18 protein-coding genes and 3 tRNA genes are annotated in these 19202 nt (G+C 75.2%); 9 read left to right on the top strand and 12 right to left on the bottom strand.

Annotation, left to right across the window (positions count from 1 at the left end):
* Positions 1 to 22: 22 nt before the first annotated feature.
* Both leuD and leuC read right to left on the bottom strand, forming a co-directional pair.
* Complete coding sequence (gene leuD / locus DQ238_RS05495; RefSeq protein ID WP_113780390.1) at positions 23 to 622, bottom strand: 3-isopropylmalate dehydratase small subunit; 600 nt, start codon at positions 620 to 622, stop codon at positions 23 to 25.
* Positions 623 to 627: 5 nt separating this feature from the next.
* Positions 628 to 2055 carry a 3-isopropylmalate dehydratase large subunit gene (leuC, locus tag DQ238_RS05490; protein WP_113780283.1) on the bottom strand — a complete coding sequence of 476 codons (1428 nt, stop codon included), beginning with the start codon at positions 2053 to 2055 and terminating at the stop codon, positions 628 to 630.
* A gap of 74 nt (positions 2056 to 2129) precedes the next feature.
* Here leuC and DQ238_RS05485 point away from each other — a divergent pair, with 74 nt between their 5' ends.
* From DQ238_RS05485 to DQ238_RS05465, 5 genes are all read left to right on the top strand, one after another.
* Positions 2130 to 2831 (top strand): IclR family transcriptional regulator, encoded by a 702-nt coding sequence (locus DQ238_RS05485; RefSeq protein ID WP_113780282.1) that lies wholly within the window; start codon positions 2130 to 2132, stop codon positions 2829 to 2831.
* 53 nt (positions 2832 to 2884) lie between these two features.
* Positions 2885 to 3142 (top strand): FeoA family protein, encoded by a 258-nt coding sequence (locus DQ238_RS05480; protein ID WP_158550717.1) that lies wholly within the window; start codon positions 2885 to 2887, stop codon positions 3140 to 3142.
* Positions 3139 to 5121 carry a ferrous iron transporter B gene (locus DQ238_RS05475; protein ID WP_199506153.1) on the top strand — a complete coding sequence of 661 codons (1983 nt, stop codon included), beginning with the start codon at positions 3139 to 3141 and terminating at the stop codon, positions 5119 to 5121. The genes DQ238_RS05480 and DQ238_RS05475 overlap by 4 nt, the downstream gene beginning before the upstream one ends.
* Positions 5118 to 5438 (top strand): FeoC-like transcriptional regulator, encoded by a 321-nt coding sequence (locus DQ238_RS05470; protein WP_113780279.1) that lies wholly within the window; start codon positions 5118 to 5120, stop codon positions 5436 to 5438. Before DQ238_RS05475 ends, DQ238_RS05470 begins: the two co-directional genes overlap by 4 nt.
* A 224-nt stretch (positions 5439 to 5662) precedes the next feature.
* Positions 5663 to 6772 carry a sulfite oxidase gene (locus tag DQ238_RS05465; protein WP_113780278.1) on the top strand — a complete coding sequence of 370 codons (1110 nt, stop codon included), beginning with the start codon at positions 5663 to 5665 and terminating at the stop codon, positions 6770 to 6772.
* An 18-nt stretch (positions 6773 to 6790) separates the two neighbouring features.
* Here the strand turns inward: DQ238_RS05465 and galK are convergent, their stop codons facing one another.
* From galK to DQ238_RS05425, 8 genes are all read right to left on the bottom strand, one after another.
* Positions 6791 to 7948, bottom strand: coding sequence for a galactokinase (gene galK, locus DQ238_RS05460; protein WP_113780277.1), 1158 nt, complete (start codon positions 7946 to 7948; stop codon positions 6791 to 6793).
* Positions 7945 to 9033, bottom strand: a complete 1089-nt coding sequence (galT, locus tag DQ238_RS05455) for a galactose-1-phosphate uridylyltransferase (RefSeq protein ID WP_113780276.1) — start codon at positions 9031 to 9033, stop codon at positions 7945 to 7947. Before galT ends, galK begins: the two co-directional genes overlap by 4 nt.
* Positions 9034 to 9170: 137 nt before the next feature.
* Positions 9171 to 9243, bottom strand: a tRNA-Glu gene (locus tag DQ238_RS05450).
* Positions 9244 to 9341: 98 nt separating this feature from the next.
* A tRNA-Glu gene (locus DQ238_RS05445) sits at positions 9342 to 9414 on the bottom strand.
* A gap of 48 nt (positions 9415 to 9462) precedes the next feature.
* Positions 9463 to 9534, bottom strand: a tRNA-Gln gene (locus tag DQ238_RS05440).
* Positions 9520 to 10827 (bottom strand): CPBP family intramembrane glutamic endopeptidase, encoded by a 1308-nt coding sequence (locus DQ238_RS05435; RefSeq protein WP_113780275.1) that lies wholly within the window; start codon positions 10825 to 10827, stop codon positions 9520 to 9522. The genes DQ238_RS05440 and DQ238_RS05435 overlap by 15 nt, the downstream gene beginning before the upstream one ends.
* A 42-nt stretch (positions 10828 to 10869) precedes the next feature.
* A complete protein-coding gene (gltX, locus tag DQ238_RS05430; RefSeq protein WP_113780274.1) occupies positions 10870 to 12342 on the bottom strand; it encodes a glutamate--tRNA ligase in 1473 nt (490 codons plus the stop codon).
* Positions 12339 to 13151 carry a fumarylacetoacetate hydrolase family protein gene (locus DQ238_RS05425; protein WP_113780273.1) on the bottom strand — a complete coding sequence of 271 codons (813 nt, stop codon included), beginning with the start codon at positions 13149 to 13151 and terminating at the stop codon, positions 12339 to 12341. The genes gltX and DQ238_RS05425 overlap by 4 nt, the downstream gene beginning before the upstream one ends.
* A 53-nt stretch (positions 13152 to 13204) precedes the next feature.
* On the opposite strand from DQ238_RS05425, the gene DQ238_RS05420 reads away from it, so the two are divergent.
* From DQ238_RS05420 to DQ238_RS05405, 4 genes are all read left to right on the top strand, one after another.
* A complete protein-coding gene (locus tag DQ238_RS05420; protein ID WP_113780389.1) occupies positions 13205 to 13582 on the top strand; it encodes a VOC family protein in 378 nt (125 codons plus the stop codon).
* Positions 13583 to 13645: 63 nt separating this feature from the next.
* On the top strand, positions 13646 to 14764 hold the full coding sequence (locus DQ238_RS05415) for a sensor histidine kinase (RefSeq protein WP_113780272.1): 1119 nt from the start codon (positions 13646 to 13648) through the stop codon (positions 14762 to 14764).
* A complete protein-coding gene (locus DQ238_RS05410) occupies positions 14761 to 15414 on the top strand; it encodes a response regulator transcription factor (protein ID WP_113780271.1) in 654 nt (217 codons plus the stop codon). The genes DQ238_RS05415 and DQ238_RS05410 overlap by 4 nt, the downstream gene beginning before the upstream one ends.
* Positions 15415 to 15494: 80 nt before the next feature.
* Positions 15495 to 15905, top strand: a complete 411-nt coding sequence (locus DQ238_RS05405; protein ID WP_113780270.1) for a hypothetical protein — start codon at positions 15495 to 15497, stop codon at positions 15903 to 15905.
* Between the two features lie 160 nt (positions 15906 to 16065).
* On the opposite strand, the gene cimA is transcribed toward DQ238_RS05405, so the two are convergent.
* Positions 16066 to 17634, bottom strand: a complete 1569-nt coding sequence (cimA, locus tag DQ238_RS05400; RefSeq protein ID WP_113780269.1) for a citramalate synthase — start codon at positions 17632 to 17634, stop codon at positions 16066 to 16068.
* Between the two features lie 467 nt (positions 17635 to 18101).
* Entirely contained in the window at positions 18102 to 19124 is a 1023-nt protein-coding gene (locus tag DQ238_RS05395) for a 3-isopropylmalate dehydrogenase (protein ID WP_113780268.1), read from the bottom strand.
* Between the last annotated feature and the right edge of the window lie 78 nt (positions 19125 to 19202).

Genomic DNA, 19202 nt, shown 5'->3' with positions numbered 1-19202 from the left:
GGAGGGTTGCGGTGCCAGTTCGTCACCTGGCCGGGAGCGCCTTGGGCAGCCAGGGCTGCCGGCGGGCCTCGTAGGCCTCGACGTCGGCCAGGTGCCGTTCGGTGAGGCCGACGTCGTCGAGGCCCTCGAGCAGCCGCCAGCGGGTGTAGTCCTCGACCTCGAACGGCACCGTCACCTCGCCGTAGCTCACGGTCTCCGCCTGCAGGTCGACGGTCACCGGCGTCGCCGGGTCGACCTCGACCGCCTGCCACAGCGCCTCGACCTCGGCCTGCGGCAGGACGACGGTGAGCAGCCCGGACTTGGTCGAGTTGTTGCGGAAGATGTCGGCGAACCGGGAGCTGATGACCACCCGGAAGCCGCCGTCCATCAGCGCCCAGACGGCGTGCTCGCGCGACGAGCCGGTGCCGAAGTCCGGGCCGGCGACCAGGATCGACGCGTCGGCGTGCTGGGGCTGGTTGAGCACGAAGTCCGGCTCGTTCTTCCGCCAGGCGGAGAACAGCCCGTCCTCGAACCCGGTGCGGGTGATCCGCTTGAGGTACTCGGCCGGGATGATCTGGTCGGTGTCGACGGCGCTGCGGCGCAGCGGGGCGGCGGTGCCGGTATGGGTGGTGAAGGCGTCCACGGCGGTCACACCCCAGCGCTGGTCAGGTCGGCGGGCTGCAGGTCGGCGGGGGCGGTGAGCCGGCCGGTGAGCGCGGTGGCGGCGGCGACCGGCGGGGAGACCAGGTGGGTGCGTCCACCCTTGCCCTGCCGGCCCTGGAAGTTGCGGTTGCTGGTCGACGCCGACCGCTCCCCCGGCCGGAGCTGGTCGGGGTTCATGCCCAGGCACATGGAGCACCCCGCGCCGCGCCACTCGGCGCCGGCCTCGAGGAACACCTGGTCCAGGCCCTCGGCCTCGGCCTGCGCCTTGACGCCGACCGACCCGGGGACGACGAGCATCCGCGTGTCGGCGTCGATCTTCTTCCCGCGCAGCAGCTCGGCGGCGATCCGCAGGTCCTCGATGCGGCCGTTGGTGCACGAGCCCAGGAAGACGGTGTCCACCTCGATCTCCCGCAGCGGCGTGCCGGGGGTCAGGCCCATGTAGGCCAGCGCCTGCTCGGCGGCGCGGCGCTCGTTGTCGTCGGTGAGGTCGGCCGGGTCGGGCACCCGCGCGGAGATGGGCAGCCCCTGGCCGGGGTTGGTCCCCCAGGTGACGAACGGGGACAGCTCCGCGGCGTCCAGCACGACCTCGGCGTCGAAGACGGCGCCCTCGTCGGTGCGCAGGGTGCGCCAGTACTCGACCGCGGCGTCCCAGTCGGCGCCCTGCGGAGCGTGCGGCCGGCCCTGCAGGAAGTCGAAGGTGGTCTGGTCCGGGGCGATCAGCCCGGCGCGGGCGCCGGCCTCGATCGACATGTTGCAGATCGTCATCCGGGCCTCCATCGACAGCGCCTCGATCGCGCTGCCGCGGTACTCGATGACGTGGCCGGCGGCGCCGTTGGTGCCGATCCGGGCGATGACGGCCAGGATGACGTCCTTCGCCGAGACGCCCTCGGGCAGCTCGCCGTCCACCGTCACGGCCATCTGCCTGGGCCGGTACTGCGGCAGGGTCTGCGTGGCCAGCACGTGCTCGACCTCGCTGGTGCCGATGCCGAAGGCCAGCGCGCCGAAGGCGCCGTGGGTCGAGGTGTGGCTGTCGCCGCAGACGATGGTCGTGCCCGGTTGGGTCAGCCCCAGCTGCGGGCCGATGACGTGCACGATGCCCTGGTCGCGGTCGCCCATCGGGGCCAGCCGGATGCCGAACTCGGCGGCGTTGCGGCGCAGCGCCTCGACCTGCGCGCGGCTGACCGGGTCGGCGATCGGCTTGAGGATGTCCAGCGTGGGGACGTTGTGGTCCTCGGTGGCCATCGTCAGGTCCGGACGGCGGACCGTGCGCCCGGCCGCGCGGAGCCCGTCGAACGCCTGCGGGCTGGTCACCTCGTGCACGAGGTGCAGGTCGATGAAGAGCAGGTCCGGCTCACCCGCGGCACTGCGCACGACGTGGGCGTCGTAGACCTTCTCCGCCAGGGTCTTCGGCACGGCTGGTCCTCCTGGGTCGGTCCCCGCGGACGGCTGGCTGGTCATCCCAGGATGTGGGATGCCAGTATTGCTGCGTGGGACAGCCTAACCCCGTCGCCGTGCTGGACAAAGCGGTGGCCATCCTCCGCGCCGTCGCCGCTGAGCCCGCGACGCTCGCCGAGCTGGTCGAGCGCACCGGGCTGCCCCGCGCCACCGCCCACCGGCTGGCCGTGGCGCTGGAGGGACACCGCCTGGTGCGGCGCACCGCGGCCGGCGCGTGGGCGCCCGGTCCGGCGCTGGCCGAACTGGGCCGCGGGGTCGCCGACCTGGCCGAGATCGCCGGCCGGCACCTGGTCGGGCTGCGCGACGCCAGCGGGGAGAGCGCCCAGTTCTACGTCCGCGACGGCGCCAGCCGGGTGTGCGTGGCCGCCGCCGAGCGCGCGCACGGGCTGCGCGACACCGTGCCGGTCGGGGCCCGGCTGCCGATGACCGCCGGGTCGGCCGCGCACGCGCTGCTCGCCTTCGCCCCCGCCGACGAGGTCACCCCGCTGCTGCCGGCGGCCAGCTTCACCGCCCGCACGCTGCTCGACGTCCGCCGCCGGGGCTGGGCGCACAGCGTGGCCGAGCGCGAGCCGGGCGTGGCCTCGCTGTCGGCTCCGGTGCGGGACGCCGCGGGCGGGGTGCTCGGCGCGGTGTCCGTCTCCGGACCGGTCGAGCGGCTGGGGCGGCGCCCCACCCCCGAGGTCGTGGGCGCGGTGCTCGAGACGGCCGGCGCCATCTCCCGCGCCGCCCGCTGACCGCGAGGTAGGTGAGGCTCGCCTATCCGTGCGCGCGGAGCTACCGTCGGGCCGTGCCGCTCTCCCCTCCCCCGGTCCGGTCGCTCGCCGAGGTACCGATCGGCACCTCGGGGACCCTCGCCCTCGGCGGGCTGCCACGTGCGGCGGCCCTGCGCCTGGCCCGGGTCGGGCTGCGCGTGGGCGCACCGGTGACGGTGCTGGCCCGCACCGCCGGCGGCGGTCGGCTGCTCGCCACCGGGGCGACCCGGATCGGCCTGGACCGCGACACCGCCCGTCGCCTGGAGGTCCTGTCGGCAGGAGCGGGCGCGTGACCCTGGCCCGGCCGTCCACCGCGGCTCCCCGGAGGGGTGCGCCGAGCTGCCACGGGGACGCTCCCGCCGGAGGTGCCCGGCCGGGCGTCCCGGTGGTCGCGCTGGTCGGTGCACCGAACGCCGGGAAGTCCACGCTGTTCAACTCGCTGACCGGCGGGTCGCGCACGGTCGGCAACTGGCCGGGGACCACGGTCGAGGTCGGCCGGGGCTCCTGGGTGGGCACCGACCGCTGCGGGCACCCGGCCGAGGTCGACCTGCTCGACCTGCCCGGCGCCTACAGCCTCGACCCCGCCTCCCCCGACGAGCAGTTCACCGCCGACCTGTTCACCGGCTCCGGCCCGGCGGGCGCCCCCGACCTCGCCGTGGTGGTCGCCGACGCCGCGCACCTGGCGCGCAGCCTCTACCTCGTCGCCCAGCTGCGGGAGCGGTCCCGCCGGCTCGTCGTCGCGCTGACCATGTCCGACGTCGCCGAGCGGCGCGGCATCACCGTCGACGCCGACGCCCTGGCTGCCGCGCTGGGCGTGCCGGTCGTCGAGCTCGACCCGCGCCGGCGAAGCGGCCGGGAGCGGCTGGCGGCCGTCGTCGCCGACGCGCTGCGCGCCCCGGCGCCGCCAGCTCGCGCCCGTCAGCGGGACGGCGCGGACGACGACGCGCTGGCGGTCGCCGACGAGCGCTTCGACTGGGTCGACGGCGTCCTGATGACGGCGCTGGCCGAGCGGCCGGCCCGGCCGACCGTGACCGACCGGGTGGACCGGTGGGTCACCGCCCCGGTGCTCGGCCCGCTGCTGTTCCTGCTCGTCATGTGGGGCGTCTTCGAGGCCACCACGACCGTCGCCGCGCCGCTGCAGGACGCGCTGGGCACCCTGGTGAGCGGGCCGGTGACCGCGGCCGGCCGCGGGCTGTTCGACCTGCTCGGCCTCTCCGGCAGCTGGGCCGAGGGCCTGGTGCTCGACGGTCTCGTGGCCGGCGTCGGGATGCTGCTGACGTTCGTGCCGCTGATGGCGATCATGTTCGCGCTGCTGGCGCTGCTGGAGGACTCCGGCTACCTGGCCCGTGCGGCGCTGGTCACCGACCGGGCGATGCGCGCGGTCGGCCTGCCCGGCAATGCGTTCCTGCCGCTGGTCGTCGGGTTCGGCTGCAACGTGCCGGCGATCAGCGCGACCCGCATCCTGCCCGACGCACGGCACCGGATCATGACCGCGCTGCTGGTGCCGTTCACCTCGTGCAGCGCCCGGCTCACCGTCTACGTGCTCGTCGCCGCCACGTTCTTCCCGTCGGCCGCCGGGACCGTCGTCTTCGGGATGTACCTGACCTCGATCCTGTTCGTCGTCGGGGTGGGCCTGGCGCTGCGCCGCACGCTGTGGCGGACGGTGGGGCAGGAGCCGCTGGTCCTGGACCTGCCGGCCTACCAGCGGCCCACCCTCCGGCTGACCGCGTCGCTGACCTGGGTGCGGGTGCGGGCGTTCCTGCGCACGGCCGGCGGGATCATCGTGGCGACGGTGAGCCTGGTCTGGCTGCTGCAGGCGGTCCCGGTGCACGGCGGGTCGTTCGGCGCGGTGCCGCCCGAGGACAGCCTGTTCGCCGCCGCCTCCCGGGTCGTCGCGCACCTGTTCGTACCCGCCGGCTTCGGCGACTGGCACACCGTCGGCGCCCTCGTCGTGGGGTTCGTCGCCAAGGAGGCCGTGCTCACCTCCTGGGCGCAGACCTACGCCGCGGCCGACCCCACGGCCGGGCTCGCCCCCGACCAGCTGCAGGCGCACGTGCACGCGGCGTTCGCCGCCTCCTCCGGCGGCGCGGTCACCGCGGCGGTGCTGGCCTTCCTGGTCTTCCTGCTCGCCTACACGCCGTGCGTGGCGACGGTCGCGGCGCAGCGCCGGGAGATCGGGGTGCGCTGGGCCGCCTTCGGCGTCGGGCTGCAGCTGACCGTCGCCTGGACCGTCGCGGTCGCCGTCTTCCAGGTCGGGCGGCTGCTCACGTGAGCGAGCGGGCGAGCTCGCGGGGCGGACAGAGCGCCGGCCCGCTGCGCTCGGTGCTGACCGCGTTCGAGTCCGGCGCGCGCTCGCGCACCGAGGTCTGCGCCCGGACCGGCCTGCGCCGCGACGTCGTCGACGCCGCCGTGGAGCACCTGCTGCGGATGGGCCGGCTCGACGCCCGCGAGCTCACCGTGGGCTGCCCGGACGGCGGCTGCGGCAGCTGCGCGTCGGGGGTCGGAGACCGGCCGGGGTGCGGCGCGGCCGGGCCCTCGGCTCGTCGGTCGGGACCGGTGCTGGTGTCGCTGTCGGTCCGCCGTCCCTAGTCGAGCAGGTCGGCGACCGGCAGGCGCAGGCCGGGCAGCACGTCCCCGCCGTCGAGGTCCTCGTGGTCCCGGACGTGGACGACCGCCCCCCCGGGGTCCTGAGCCGGCGTTGATCATGGGATCGTTGCGTCCCCCTGCGGTGTGTCGTCGCGTGTCACCGACAACAACCCCGTGATCGGCTCGAAGGGGGGACGTGCAGGGGCGTCGGAGGGGAGACTGCGGCCATGACCGCCGCCGAGCCTCCCCGCCGCGGCCGCGCACGCATCGCCGGACCGGGCGAGGGCATCGGCCTCGACGAGCTCGCGCTGGCCACCCGCAACCACGGGATGCCGCTGGAGGCGCTCCGCTACGACGTCACCCCGCCCGGGCTGCACTACGTGCTCACCCACTACGACATCCCGGCGGTCGACCCGGCCACCTGGCGGCTGGAGGTCACCGGCGCCGTCGCGCGCCCGCTGCGGCTCACCCTCGACGACCTGCGCCGCCGTCCCGCCGTGACCTCCCGGGTGCTGCTCGAGTGCGCCGGCAACGGCCGCGCCCGCTACGAGCCCCGGCCGGTCAGCCAGCCCTGGCTGCTCGAGGCCGTGGGCTGCGCGGAGTGGACCGGCACCCCCCTGGCGCCGCTGCTGGCCGAGGCCGGCGTCGCCGAGGGCGCGGTCGACGTCGCCTTCACCGGCGCCGACCACGGGGTGGAGCGCGGCGTCGAGCAGGACTACGCGCGCGGTCTGCCGCTGGCCGAGGCGGTGCGCCCCGAGGTGCTGCTGGCCTGGGCCGTGAACGGCGCGCCGCTGCCGCCGCAGCACGGTGCCCCGCTGCGGCTGCTCGTCCCGGGCTGGTACGGCATGGCACACGTCAAGTGGCTGACCCGCATCGAGGTGCTCGACCGCCCGTTCCGCGGCTTCCAGAACGCGGTCGCCTACCGGCTGAAGGTGCACGCCGCGCAGAGCGGCGAGCCGGTGACCCGGATCGCGCCACGCGCGCTGGTGGCGCCCCCGGGGTGGCCGGACTTCATGACCCGCGAGCGGTTCCTGCGCGCCGGTCCGGTGGCGCTGTCCGGCCGGGCCTGGTCGGGCCGGGCGCCGGTGACCCGGGTAGAGGTCAGCACCGACGGCGCAGCGACCTGGACCACCGCCGACCTCGCCCCGGCCGACCCGGCGCACCCCTGCGCCTGGCGCGCGTGGACGCTGGCGTGGACGCCGGAGCCGGGCAGCCACGAGCTGGTGGTCCGCGCCACCGACGCCGACGGCGGCACCCAGCCGACCGAGCAGGTGTGGAACCGGCAGGGCATGGCCAACAACCTGGTGCAGCGGGTGCCGGTGACGGTGCTCGGCTGACCGCCCCCGGAGTGGGTCTCAGGAGAGCCGGCGGGCCCCCGCGGACGGCACGACGGCGGAGGTCCGGGGCGCCCGGTACCCCTCCCGCACGAACCGGTCGGCGATCGCCGCGGCCACCGCCGGCGTCCGGTCGACGTCGACCAGCACCACGGCGCTGCCGCCGAAGCCGCCGCCCACCATGCGGGCGCCGGCGGCGCCGGCCGCCAGCGCGGTGTCCACGGCGGTGTCGAGCTCGACGGTGGAGATCTGGAAGTCGTCGCGCAGCGAGGCGTGCCCGGCGGTGAGCACCGGCCCGATCGCGGCGGGGTCGGCGGTCCCGCGCAGGATCCGGACGACCTCGAGCACGCGGGCGTCCTCGGTGACGACGTGCCGGGCCCGGCGCAGCAGCACCGCGCCCTGGGGCGTGCCGTCGTCCAGGGGTGCCAGCGCGGCGACGTCCGGGACGTCGCGCAGCGCCCGTACCCCGAGCCGCTCGGCGGCCTGCTCGCACTCGCGGCGGCGGTCGCCGTAGCCGCCGGTCGCGTGGTCGTGCGTCGTCCCCGTGTCGACGACGAGCAGCTCCAGCCCGGCGGCCGCCAGGTCCAGGGGCACCTGCTCGGTGCTGCGGTCGCGGGTGTCGAGGAACAGGGCGTGCCCGGCGGTGCACAGCAGCGCCGCGGACTGGTCGAGGATGCCGGTGGGCGCCCCGACGAAGTCGTTCTCCGCCCGCCGCGCGACGTCGACCAGGGCGGGGACGGGCAGGTCGGGGGCGACGAGGTCGCGCAGCGCCAGCGCCACCGAGCACGACAGCGCGGCCGACGACGACAGCCCCATGCCCGCCGGCACGTCCCCGTCGACCAGCACGCTGACCCCGCCGGGCACCCGGTCCCGCAGCGCGTCGACCACCCCCGCCGGGTAGCCGGCCCAGCCACCGGGCCGGCCGGGGGCCAGCTCGGCGACCGGCGCCTGCACCCGCTCCCCCGGGTGCTGCGCCGACACCAGGGCGACCAGCCCGTCGTGACGGCGGGCGACCGCGGCGCGGGTGGTGTGCGGCAGCGCCACCGGCAGCACGAAGCCCTCGTTGTAGTCGGTGTGCTCACCGATGACGTTCACCCGGCCCGGCGCGGCCCAGACGCCCTCCGGCTCGCCGCCGAACGCCTCCCGGAACGCCTGACGAGCCCGCTCGGCCTCGCTCACGCGAGGGCCCGCAGCTGCTCGGCGACGTCCTCCGGCGTGGTGTCGCTGATGAAGGCGCCCATCCCCGACTCCGAACCGGCCAGGTACTTCAGCTTCCCGGGTGCGCGGCGCAGGGAGAACAGCTGCAGGTGCAGCCACCAGTCCTCCCGCCCACGATGCACCGGCGCCTGGTTCCAGGAGGCGATGTAGGGCATCGAGGTGTCGAAGCGGCGGGCGAAGCGGCCCAGGACGTCGAGGTAGACGCAGGCCAGCGCGTCGCGCTCCTCGGCGGTGAGCGCGGGCAGGTCGGGCACCTGCCGGTGCGGGAACAGCTGCAGCTCGTAGGGCCACCGGGCGGCGGCCGGCACGAACGCCGTCCAGTGCTCGTTGGCGGCGACCACGCGCGGGCCGGCGCGCTCGGCGGCCAGCACGTCGGCGAACAGGTCCCCGCCGGTCTCCCGCCGGTACCGCTGCACCGAGGCCAGGACCTTCTCCACCCGCGGCGCCACGAACGGGTAGGCGTAGATCTGCCCGTGCGGGTGGGAGAGGGTCACCCCGATTTCCTCGCCGGAGTTCTCGAAGACGAAGACCTGCTCGACCCCGTCGATCCCGGACAGCTCCGCGGTGCGCTCGGCCCACACGTCGACCACCAGCCGCACCCGGTCGAGGCCCAGCGTGGCGAAGGAGCGGTCGTGCTCGCTGGTGAACACCACCACCTCGCAGCGGCCGAAGCCGGGCCGCAGCTCGCTCAGCGGGGCACCGGGCGCGGTCGGGGGGACGTCGCGGTCGACCCCGGTCGCCAGGGACGGGAAGCGGTTCTCGAAGACGACGACCTGGTAGTCGGCCTCGGGGATCTCCGTCGGCTCCCGACCGGGGCGGGTCGGGCACAGCGGGCACAGGTCGGCCGGCGGCAGGAACGTCCGCGTCTGCCGGTGCGAGGCCAGCACCACCCACTCGCCGAGCAGGGGGTCCCACCGCAGCTGGGAGCGGGTGCTGACCGGCGGCAGGTCGCGACGGTCCTCCGCCGTCCGCTCGGGGACGGTGTCCCCGGCGTCGAAGTAGAGGATCTCGCGGCCGTCGGCCAGCCGGCGACTCGTCCGGATCACGTGCTGTCCTGCCTTCCCGCCGCCCGTCACTGTCCGTGAGCGGCGACCAGACGCTAGCCCCGGCCGGCGAGCCCCGCCCACCCGGGTGCCGGGACGACGAGAGCCCCCGGCCGGGTGGCCGGGGGCTCTCGCGGGCGTAGCCCCGAAGGGATTCGAACCCTCGCTACCGCCGTGAGAGGGCGGCGTCCTGGGCCGCTAGACGACGGGGCCGTGCGTGCACCATCCTGCCACGCCCCGGTCCGGGCCCGCGCACCGGGTCCCGGGACGGCGAGGGCCCCCGGCCGGGTGGCCGGGGGCCCTCGCGGGCGTAGCCCCGAAGGGATTCGAACCCTCGCTACCGCCGTGAGAGGGCGGCGTCCTGGGCCGCTAGACGACGGGGCCGTGCGATGGCGCCGGAGGAGCGCTGTTCGGCGGACCGACAGCTCCTCGCTGGGGTACCAGGACTCGAACCTAGACTAACGGAGCCAGAATCCGTCGGGCTGCCAATTACCCCATACCCCAAGGGTGGTGCTGCGCCTCGCGGCGCCGCAGAACACCATACCCGACGCCCGGAGGCGGCTCCGGCGCCCCCCGGGGTGACGGTGGTCGCAGGTCCTGCGCGGCGGTCCGGGTCTCCGGTCGCAGCCGCTCGCCGGAGCGGGCCACCAGGGCCACGTAGGCGCCCATGGCCAGCAGGTCGAGGGCGACGACCAGCACCCCGGTGCCCGCGGGGACCGAGTCGGTGGTCACCCCCTCCCCCAGCCCGCCGGCGAGCAGGAAGACCAGCACGTTGTTGACCGCGTGCAGCACGATCGCCGCCTCCAGCCCCCCGGTCAGCCAGACGACGGCGGAGGCGGCCAACCCGAAGGCGAACCGGTCGGCGAAGGTCCACACGTCGGGCGGGGCGTGGGCGGCCGAGAACAGCGCCGCGGTCAGCACGCCGGCGGTGACGGCGCCCGCCCGCGGGCCGCGGACCCAGCCGGCGACCGCCTGGCTGAGGTAGCCGCGGAAGACGTACTCCTCGGCCGCCGACTGCAGCGGCGTGGTGAGCAGCACCACCAGCACCAGCCATCCGTAGGACGGCGTCGGCCCGCTCGCCTCGCCGCCGTCGACCACGAACCCGACCAGGACCGACAGCAGGATGCCGACGCCGAGCGTGGGCAGCGACAGCAGCGTGTACGGCAGCAGCAGCCGCCAGCGCAGCCGCGCCAGCACCGACGACGACCAGCCCGGCCGCATGCCGTGGGCGGCCACCCAGGCCAGCCACACGACCGGGATCGCGACGATCAGCGACAGGTTGGTGGTCAGCAGGACGGCGGGGTCGACCAGGTCGAGGAACTGCAGGTCGGGGAAGGCCCCGGCGAGCAGGCCGACGAGCACCACGACCGTGGCGGCCACGGTGTAGACGACGGCGAGGAGCAGCAGGCCCAGCAGCGGCCGCCACCAGCGCCAGTCCCGCGAGCGCATCGCCTGCAGGAAACCCACCGGGACGTCGTGGGGCGGCGTGCCCGGCGGCGGCGCCCAGCGCACCCCCGGCGGCGGGACACCCGGCACCCCCGGCGGCGGGGAGCCCGGGGGCGCGGGCACCGGCGGCGGGCCGCCCGGCGGAGAGCTGTGCGGCCCCGGCTGCAGCGGCACCGGCCCCAGCGGCCACGGCACCGGGCCGGCCGGTGCACCCGGAGCCGGCAGCGAGTGCCCCCCGCGCGGCGCTCCCGGGACGGACGGCGGCGCGCCGTAGGGGCCCGTCGGCGGCGGCCCGGTGTAGGGCTCGTCGTCCGCCGGTTCCGTGCCGCCCGGGGGCACCGCCGTGGTCATCGCCGTCCGATCACGTCGCCGTCCGATCACGTCGCCGTCCGATCACCCGGGGACGGCCGCCCGGGCCGCCGCGAGCCGGGCCAGCGTGCGGTCGCGGCCGAGCAGCTCGATCGACTCGTACAGCGGAGGGGAGACGGTGCGCCCGGTGACCGCGACCCGCACCGGCCCGAACGCCTGCCGCAACTTGCGGCCCAGGCCGTCGACGAGCGCCTCCTTGAGCGCGGCCTCGACGTCGGGCGCGGTCCACCCCGGCAGCTCGCGCAGCGCGGTCGTGGCGGCGTCCAGCACCTCGGCGGCCTCCGCGCCGGCCAGCTGCCTGCCCGCGGCCGCGGGGTCGATCTCGACCTCGTCGGTGAACAGGAAGCGCACCAGGTCGACGGCGTCGGAGAGCACCACGACGCGCTCCTGCACCAGCGGCGCGATCGCCCGCAGCACCCGCGCCTGCTCGGCCGTCGGGGGGTCGCCGACCAGCCCGGCCCGGGCGAGGAACGGCACGACCCGGGCGACGAAGTCCTCGACCGGCAGTGCGCGCAGGTGGGTGGCGTTGATCGCCTCGGCCTTCTTGACGTCGAAGCGGGCCGGGTTGGCGCTGACCCGGGTGACGTCGAAGGCGCGGACCAGCTCCTCGGGGGTGAAGACGTCGCGGTCGTCGGCGATCGACCACCCCAGCAGCGCGAGGTAGTTGACCAGCCCCTCGGGCAGGAAGCCGCGCTCGCGGTAGACGTCGAAGTTCGACTCCGGGTCGCGCTTGGACAGCTTCCGGTTGCCCTCGCCGGTGACCAGCGGCAGGTGGCCGAAGCGCGGCGGGCCCTCGGCGACGCCGATGTCGGTCAGCGCGGCGTAGAGGGCCAGCTGCCGCGGCGTGGAGGACAGCAGGTCCTCGCCGCGCAGCACGTCGGTGATGCCCATGAGCGCGTCGTCGACCGGGTTGGTGAAGGGGTAGAGCGGGACGCCGTTGCCGCGCACCAGCACGAAGTCGGGGACCGACCCGGCGGCGAAGCGGACGTCCCCGCGGATGAGGTCGGTCCAGGCCAGGTCCGCGTCGGGCATGCGCAGCCGCAGCACGGGCTGGCGACCCTCGGCGCGGTACGCCGCCTCCTGCTCGTCGGTGAGGTCCCGGTCGGCGTTGTCGTAGCCGAGCTTCGGGTCCTGCCCGGCGGCGCGGCGCCTGGCCTCGACCTCCTCGGGGGTGGAGAAGGACTCGTAGGCGTGCCCGGCCTGGAGCAGCCGCGCCGCGACGTCCCGGTAGACCTCGCGCCGCTGCGACTGCCGGTACGGGCCGTGCGGGCCGCCGACCTCGGGGCCCTCGTCCCAGTCCAGGCCCAGCCAGCGCAGGCTGTCGAGCAGGTGGCGGTAGGACTGCTCGGAGTCGCGGGCGGCGTCGGTGTCCTCGACGCGGAAGACGAAGGTGCCGCCGGTGTGCCGCGCGTGCGCCCAGTTGAACAGCGCCGTCCGCATGACGCCGACGTGGACCAGCCCGGTCGGCGAGGGGCAGAAACGGGTCCGGACCGTCACCGCGCACCCCCGGCGGTGGAGGCGGTGTCGGTGCCGGCGACGGTGTTGGTCAGCGTGCCCAGACCCTCGATGGTGCACTCCACCCGCTGGCCCGGCCGGATCGGCCCCACGCCCGACGGGGTGCCGGTGAGCACCACGTCGCCGGGCAGCAGCGTCATGACGCCGGAGATGTAGGAGACCAGCGTCGGGACGTCGAACAGCAGCTGGCTGGTGCGGCCGGACTGGCGCAGCTCGCCGTCCACGGTGCAGGTGATCTCCAGGTCCGCCGCGTCCTTGCCCTGCGCGGTGAGGTCGGTCTCGATCCACGGGCCCAGGGGGCAGAACGAGTCGAAGCCCTTCGCGCGGGTCCACTGCCCGTCGCCGGCCTGCATGTCCCGCTCGGTGACGTCGTTGCCGATCGTGTAGCCGAACACGCTCGAGGACGCCTGTGCAGAGCTCACGTGCCGCGCGCCCCGGGCGCCGACGACGACGGCGAGCTCCACCTCGTGGTGCACGTTGGTGCTGCCCGGCGGGATGCGGATCGCGTCGCCCGGGCCGATCACCGACGTCGAGGGCTTGAGGAACAGCAGCGGCTCCTCCGGCGCATCACCGGTGTCCATCTCCTGGACGTGGGCGGCGTAGTTCTTCCCGACGCAGACCACCTTGCTCGGCAGGATCGGCGACAGCAGCCGCACGTCGGCCTGGGGGAACCGCTGGCCGGTGAAGGAGATGGTGCCGAACGGGTGGCCCTCGATCTGGGCGACCTGGCCGTCCCCGTCGAGGACGCCGAAGGACATGCCCGAGGGCGCGGCGAAACGGACGATGCGCACGCACCGAGGCTACTGACCGCCGGGGAGACCGGTTCGCCCGTACGGTGCTCGCCATGGCCTGCCGCCTGAGCGAGATCGTCGTCGACAGCCGCGACCCCGAGGCGCTGGCCGCCTGGTGGGCCGAGGTCCTGGGCTACCGCGTGCTGTCGCGGGAGGAGGACGCGGTGGAGATCGGCCCCGAGGCCGGCTTCGGCGGTCCCGCACCGACCCTGGTGTTCGACCTCGTGGCCGACCCGTCCCCGGGCAAGCCGCGGTTGCACCTCGACCTCAACGCCACCGACCGCGACCAGGACGCCGAGCTCGAGCGCCTGCTCGCCCTGGGGGCCACCCGCGCCGACGTCGGGCAGACCGGCGAGGAGAGCTGGCACGTGCTCGCCGACCCCGAGGGCAACCCGTTCTGCCTGCTGCGCCGCAGACTCGGGGTCCTGTGATCCGTGCGGCCTTCTGGTGCGGGCCTCGTTGACCGTGCCCGACCGCCAGCGCACAGTGGCCCCGTGAACCGCGCCCTCGCGGTGCTGACGTGCCTCGCGCTGCTCACCGTCGTGGCCGAGGCGACCGACGACCCACACCCGTTGCTCGCCGTCGCCCTCGGGGTGACCTATGCCGCGCACGCGCTCGCCGCGCAGCCGTGGCTGGCCCGCCAGCCCGCGCCGCGCCGTTACTGGCTGACGGCCGGCCACGTGTGCTTGCAGCTGCCGCTCGGCGTCCTGCTCTTCGGGGCCGCGGGAGCCGGTGTCGGGGCGACCCTGCTGCTGCTGGTGCTGGTCGCCCAGTGCGTGCTGCTGATGCCGCTGCCAGCCGCCGCAGGAGTCACCGCCGTCGTCCCGCTGGTGCACCTCGGCATGGGGTGGGCGGACTTCGCCCGCAACGCCCTGGGCCTGCTCGGCGCGGCCGTGTTCACCGCCGTCGTCACCGCGCTCCTGCAGCGGGCCCAGCGGGCACGGGCCGAGCTGGCCGAGGCCAACGAGCTGCTGCGCGACCACGCCGCCCAGGCCGTGGAGCTGGCGACCACGCGGGAGCGCAACCGGCTGGCCCGCGACATCCACGACGGGCTCGGCCACCACCTCACCGTCGTCCAGATGCAGGTCCAGGCCGCCCGCGCCGTCCTGCCGACCGACCCGGGGAGGGCCGACGAGGTCCTCGCCAAGGCGCAACGGCAGGCGAGCGAGGCGCTGGCCGAGGTGCGCCGCTCCGTCGCGGCGCTGCGCGAGCCGGCGTCCGCCCCGCCGTTGCGGGTCGCGCTGGAGGCGCTGACCGCGGAGGTGTCGGCCACGGGGGTGCCCGCCACGCTCGAGGTGCTCGGGCCGCAGCGCCGGCTGCCCGCCGAGACCGAGGAGTCGCTGTTCCGGTCGGCCCAGGAGGGGCTGACCAACGTCCGCAAGCACGCCGGGGCGTCCTGGGCCCGGGTGACGCTGACCTACGGCGCCGACGGCACGGTGCGGCTGGCGGTCCGGGACGACGGCCGCGGCCTGCCCGCACCGGGGGACGGCGGGGACCGGCGGACCTTCGGGCTGCTGGGGCTGCGCGAGCGCGCCGCCCGGGTGGGTGGGCGCGTCAGCGTGGCGTCCGCCCCGGGCTCGGGCACGGAGCTGCTGGTCGAGGTGCCCGGATGAGCGCCGTCCGGGTGCTCGTCGTCGACGACCAGGCGCTGTTCCGCGAGGCGCTGGTCACGCTGCTGGACGCGCGGCCCGAGGTGGCGGTGGCCGGGGAGGCCGGCGACGGGCAGCAGGCACTGGAGCGGGCAGCCGCGCTGCGTCCGGACGTCGTCCTCATGGACCTGCACATGCCGGTGCTCGACGGGATCGCCGCGACCCGGCGGCTGCGGGTGGAGCAGCCCGGGGTGCGGGTGCTGGCGCTGACCACCTTCGACGACGACGAGGACGTCTTCGCCGCGCTGCGCGCCGGCGCGCTCGGCTACCTGCTCAAGGACGTCTCCGCCGACCGGCTGGTCGAGGCGGTGCTGTCGGCCGCACGCGGCGAGTCGGTGCTGCAGCCCTCGGTCGCGGCCAAGGTGGTGGCCCGCTTCGCCCAGCTGGACGACGCCCCGCGGCCCCGCCCGCAGCCGCTGGTGGTGCCGCTGTCCGACCGCGAGCTCGACGTCCTGCAGCTGCTGGCCGACGGGCACAGCAACCGCGAGATCGCCGCGGCCCTGTTCCTCGCGGAGGGCACGGTCAAGAACCACGTGACGAACGTGCTCGGCAAGCTCGGCGCCCGGGACCGGACCCAGGCCGCGCTGCGGGCCCGTGCCCTCGACCTGCTCTGAGCAGGTCGTGCCCAGGCCGTGACCCCCGGTCGTGACCTCCGGCACCTGACCGGGCCGCCGCCGGCGCCGAGGCTGCTCGCATGACCACCACGCAGCCCCCCACCCACCGGCACACTCCCCGCGCGCGGCGCACCTGGCACCTCGTCCGCCACTACCTCGAGATGGTCGTCGCGATGGTCGTCGGGATGGTGGTGCCCGGCCCGCTGGAGGACCTCCTCTGGCCCGAGCTGGGCGACCGCGTCGACGTCCACGTGTTCGTCATGGCGACCAACATGGCCCTCGGGATGGGGGCGTGGATGCGGTTCCGCGGCCACTCGTGGGTCGCGATCGCCGAGATGTCGGCCGCGATGTACGTGCCGTTCGCCGTCCTGCTGGCGCCCTACTGGGCCGGGGCGGTCTCCGGATCGTTCCTGTTCACCGCCGGCCACGTGCTGATGCTGCCCGCCATGGCGCTGGCGATGCTCTGGCGCCTCGACGAGTACTCCTGCTGACACGGTCGGCCCACCCGCCGACACCGCGGCCAGGTACCGTCCCCGGCCTGCGCCGAGCTCCATCCCGCGTCCCGGTCGGTGGAAGGACCCCCTCCTGGCTCCCCTCGCTCCCCTCGGGGAGGCCCTGGAGGGGGCCGGGCCCCCGCGACCGGAACGCGGCTCACCGATGGCGGACGGCGTAGGTCAGCGCGTCGACCAGCGCGTGCCAGGAGGCCTCGACGATGTTGTCGTGCACACCGACCGTGGTCCACTCCCCCACCCCGTCGGTGGTGTCAACGAGCACCCGGGTGGTCGCGCTGGTGCCGCCCTTCCAGCCGAGGATGCGCACCTTGTAGTCGGCCAGCGCGACGTCGGCCAGCTGCGGGTGGCGGCCGACCAGCGCCTGCCGCAGCGCGTTGTCCAGCGCGTTGACCGGGCCGTTGCCCTCGGCGGTGCTGATGATGCGCTCACCGTCCACGTGCACCTTGACGGTGGCCTCGCTGACGACTCCGCCGGTGCGGGAGTGCTCGACCGAGGTCCGGTAGCTCTCCAGCTCGAACAGCGGCGGCGGGGCGTCGGGCAGCTGGGCGCGCAGCAGCAGCTCGAAGGAGGCGTCGGCGGCCTCGAACGACCAGCCGCCGGCCTCGAGCACCTTGACCTGGTCGACCACCCGGCCGATGACGTCGGCGTGCCCGTCGAGGTCGACGCCGAGCTCGCGGCCCTTGAGCTCGACCGAGGCCCGGCCGGCCATCTCGGTGACCAGGATGCGCATGTCGTTGCCGACGACCGCCGGGTCGAGGTGGTTGTAGAGCTCCGGGCACACCTTGATCGCGCTGGCGTGCAGGCCGGCCTTGTGGGCGAACGCCGAGGCGCCGACGAAGGGCTGGTGCTCGTCGGGGGCGATGTTGGCCAGCTCGGCGATCGCGTGGCTGACCCGCTGCAGCTCCGGCAGGCACTCCCCCGGCACGACCGGCAGCCCCATCTTGGTCACCAGGTTGCCGATCAGCGCGAAGGTGTCGGCGTTGCCGGCGCGCTCGCCGTAGCCGTTCGCCGTCCCCTGCACATGGGTGACGCCTGCCTCGACGGCGGCCAGCGAGTTGGCGACCGCGCAGCCGGTGTCGTCCTGGCAGTGGATGCCGAGCTTCCCGCCCACCCGGGAGCGGACGTCGGCGACGACCCGGCCCACGCCCATCGGCAGCATGCCGCCGTTGGTGTCGCACATGACCCCCACCTCCGCACCGGCGGCGAAGGCGGTATCGAGCACCCGCACGCCGTAGTCGGGGTCGGCCCGGCGACCGTCGAAGAAGTGCTCGCAGTCGAGGAACACCCGGCGGCCGTGCGCCACGAAGAACGCGACCGTGTCGGCCACCATCGCCAGGTTCTCCTCGAGGGTGGTCCGCAGCGCCTCGCGCACGTGCCGGACGTCGGACTTGGCCACCAGGCAGACCACCGGCGTCTCGGCGTCGAGCAGGGCGCGCACCTGGGGGTCGTCCTCGACGCGGACGCCGGCCTTGCGGGTGGCGCCGAACGCGACGAGCTGGGCGTGACGGAGCTTGAGCTCGGTGCGGGCGCGGGCGAAGAACTCGGTGTCCTTGGGCAGCGCGCCGGGCCACCCACCTTCGATGAACCCGACCCCGATCTCGTCGAGCAGCCGGGCGACGGCCAGCTTGTCGGCGACGGAGTAGCTGACGCCCTCGCGCTGGGCGCCGTCGCGCAGGGTGGTGTCGAAGACGTGGAAGTCGGTGTCCACTGGAACTCCCGGGAGGCGAGAACCGCCCCGAACACGAAGAAGACCCCCCGGGTACGGGAGGTCTGCGCGCAGTCGGGGAGGCGACTGCGCGCTAGGCGATGGTGATCGAGCCGGTGCGGTACATCGCCGTCGAGTAAAGCACGCGCACCGCCGTCCCCGGCACCCCGCGCCACGGTCCTCAGCGCGCCGGCGCTGCCGCACGATCAGCTGGGATCACCGGAACGCGTCCTGGCTCACCGTGGCGCGTCCTGGCTCACGGTCGACGCTGAGCCAGGACGCCCGACGATCACCTCAGCTGATCATCCCGGAGGCGGCCCCGTCCGGAGGCTCGCCGCGAGCCTGGTGAGGTACTGGAACGGCCCCCGTCCAGGGGCCCGCCCTGAGCTCGCGAAGGGTGGAGCAAGGACCCTTTGCTCCCCACCACTCGCAAGCTCGCGGCGGGACCCTACAAGGGGCCGGGGTCCTCCTCAGCCGCCGGCGAGGGCAGCGAGGCGGTCGCCGACCTCCTGGGTGCGGACCGGCGCCTGCGGGTCGCGGGTGGACAGGTCGAAGGCGACCGCCGCGTCGACCTTCTTCGCCTGGTCGGCGCGGCCGAGGTGCTCGAGCAGCAGGGCCACCGACAGCACCGTGGCGGTCGGGTCGGCCGTGCCCCGGCCGGCGATGTCCGGCGCCGAGCCGTGCACCGGCTCGAACATGCTGGGGTTGGTGCCGGAGGCGTCCAGGTTGCCGCTGGCGGCCAGCCCGATGCCGCCGGTGACCGCCGCGGCGACGTCGGTGACGATGTCGCCGAAGAGGTTGTCGGTGACGATGACGTCGTAGCGGCCCGGGTCGGTGATGAAGAACATCGTCGCGGCGTCGACGTGCTGGTAGGCGACGGTGACCTCGGGGAACTCGGCGGCGACCTCCTCGACCGTGCGCGACCACAGCGACCCGGCGTGGGTGAGCACGTTGGTCTTGTGGATCAGCGTGAGGTGCCGGCGCGGCCGGGCCACGGCGCGCTCGAACGCGTAGCGGACGACCCGCTCCACGCCGAACGCGGTGTTCAGGCTGACCTCGGTGGCCACCTCGTGCGGGGTGTCCCTGCGCAGGACGCCGCCGTTGCCGACGTAGGGCCCCTCGGTGCCCTCGCGCACGCAGAGCATGTCGATCGACCCCGGGTCGGCCAGCGGGCTGGGCACGCCGTCGAAGAGCCGCGCCGGGCGCAGGTTGACGTGGTGGTCGAGCTCGAAGCGCAGCCGCAGCAGCAGGCCGCGCTCGAGGATGCCCGGCGGGACGCTCGGGTCGCCGACCGCGCCGAGCAGGATCGCGTCGTGCTGGCGCAGTTCGCCGAGCACCGTGTCCGGCAGCAGCTCACCGGTGCGCTGCCACCGCGCGGCGCCCAGGTCGTAGGCGGTGGTCTCGAGGTCGGGGGCCACCTCCCGGAGGACCTTGAGGCCCTCGGCGACCACCTCCGGGCCGATGCCGTCTCCAGGGATCACTGCCAGGCGCATGACGGCAGACAGTAGTGCCCACCGAGGACCGTCCCCACGGCACGACATCCCGGAGTGGAGGTGCGGGGACAGGCGGGA

The sequence above is a fragment of the Geodermatophilus sp. TF02-6 genome, from assembly GCF_003319115.1.
GTDB lineage: Bacteria > Actinomycetota > Actinomycetes > Mycobacteriales > Geodermatophilaceae > Geodermatophilus.
The sequence above is the reverse complement of the archived record's forward strand: the minus strand, read 5'-3'. Positions and strand labels throughout refer to the sequence as shown.

What these genes read in the sequence shown, in the direction of transcription:
- DQ238_RS05465 (WP_113780278.1), top strand. Translation starts at nt 5,663, where the DNA reads ATGACCGCCGCCGAGCCTCCCCGCCGCGGCCGCGCACGCATCGCCGGA.
- DQ238_RS05435 (WP_113780275.1), bottom strand. Translation starts at nt 10,827, where the DNA reads ATGACCACGGCGGTGCCCCCGGGCGGCACGGAACCGGCGGACGACGAG.
- DQ238_RS05420 (WP_113780389.1), top strand. Translation starts at nt 13,205, where the DNA reads ATGGCCTGCCGCCTGAGCGAGATCGTCGTCGACAGCCGCGACCCCGAG.
- DQ238_RS05410 (WP_113780271.1), top strand. Translation starts at nt 14,761, where the DNA reads ATGAGCGCCGTCCGGGTGCTCGTCGTCGACGACCAGGCGCTGTTCCGC.
- DQ238_RS05405 (WP_113780270.1), top strand. Translation starts at nt 15,495, where the DNA reads ATGACCACCACGCAGCCCCCCACCCACCGGCACACTCCCCGCGCGCGG.
- DQ238_RS05395 (WP_113780268.1), bottom strand. Translation starts at nt 19,124, where the DNA reads ATGCGCCTGGCAGTGATCCCTGGAGACGGCATCGGCCCGGAGGTGGTC.